The organism is Bacillus tequilensis KCTC 13622, from assembly GCF_000507145.1.
Lineage (GTDB): Bacteria > Bacillota > Bacilli > Bacillales > Bacillaceae > Bacillus > Bacillus tequilensis.
In genome coordinates this window covers 1-1,272 of the sequence record NZ_AYTO01000014.1, presented here as the reverse complement: position 1 = coordinate 1,272, position 1,272 = coordinate 1, and the positions used below count along the sequence as shown (strand labels likewise).

1 protein-coding gene is annotated in these 1,272 nt (G+C 55.7%); it reads right to left on the bottom strand.

The window, feature by feature from the left end; genetic code table 11:
• A partial coding sequence (locus V756_RS01000000121945; protein WP_032681839.1) for a non-ribosomal peptide synthetase occupies nucleotides 1–1,272 on the bottom strand: 1,272 nt, incomplete at both ends.

Below are 1,272 nucleotides of genomic sequence, written 5' to 3'. Positions count from 1 at the left end.
CCGGAGCCCTTCTATATATGCGCATAATTCCGGCTCGCCGCTGTCTGTCCGTACGGTCACGGCTGCCTCCCTTATGCCTTCTATGCTTCTAAGCGCCGCTTCAATTTCTCCGGGCTCGATTCGGTAGCCTCTGATTTTGGCTTGATCATCCAACCGGCCGAGGAATTCAATATTCCCGTCAGGGAGCCAGCGCGCCACATCCCCTGTTTTGTACATGCGTTCACCCGGATAAAACGGGTCCTCAAGAAAACGCTCTGCCGTTAATGCCTGCCGATTCAAATAACCTCTGGCAACACCCGCTCCGGCAATGTACAGTTCGCCGGCGACACCGGTAGGCTGTACGGCTAAATGCGGATCTAAAACATACAAACGCGCACCAGGTACGGGCTTCCCGATCGGAATCCGCACGCGACCCGTGTCCCGCTCTGGGTCCAACACATAAAATGCCGCGTCTACCGTTGCTTCTGTCGGCCCGTAGCCATGGATCAGCGATACATGAGGCAATACAGAAGCAAAACGGGCTGCCATATGGGGCGCAAGCGGTTCACCTCCGGCGAATACGCGCTTCAGGCTTGTCCCGTCACTCAGCCTTTCGATTTCCGCTTGATCCAGAAAGCTGTTCAGCATAGCCGGAATAAAATGAACCGTTGTAATACGTTCCTGATGAATGGCTTTTACGATCAAAGCCGGATCTTTCTCCCAGCCGGGTGGAAGCAGATAAGCCGAAGCGCCGGAAAGCGACCACCAAAACAGCTGCCAGACAGATGCATCAAAGGAAAAAGAGGTTTTCACCATGACAATGTCATCTTCCTGAAGCGCAAACTGGTGCTGCATGCCGGTCAGAAAGGAAACAGCCTGGCGGTGCTCAACGGCCACTCCTTTCGGCTGCCCGGTAGAGCCCGATGTATAGATGACATAGGCGAGAGAACCGCCGTCAGCAGGAGTAAACACATGGTTTTCTGCTTTTTCGCCCGCAAGAGATGTCATGTCAATTTCAAGCGTTTCGCCAGAAAAGTGCGGTGCGGAGCATCCCCGCTGTGTCAGCAAGAGCGCTGCCCCGCTGTCTTTCAGCATGTAGCTCAGCCGCTCCTTTGGATATGCTGGGTCAAGCGGCAAATAGGCCCCGCCGGCCTTCAAGACAGCAAGGACAGCAATCAGCATGTCAGGTGACCGCTCAGACAGGACACCGACGATGCTTTCCTTCGTGACGCCGCGTGCCGCGAGGTGGGCGGCCAGCCGGCTGGCATACAGGTCAAGCTCAGCGTACGTCAG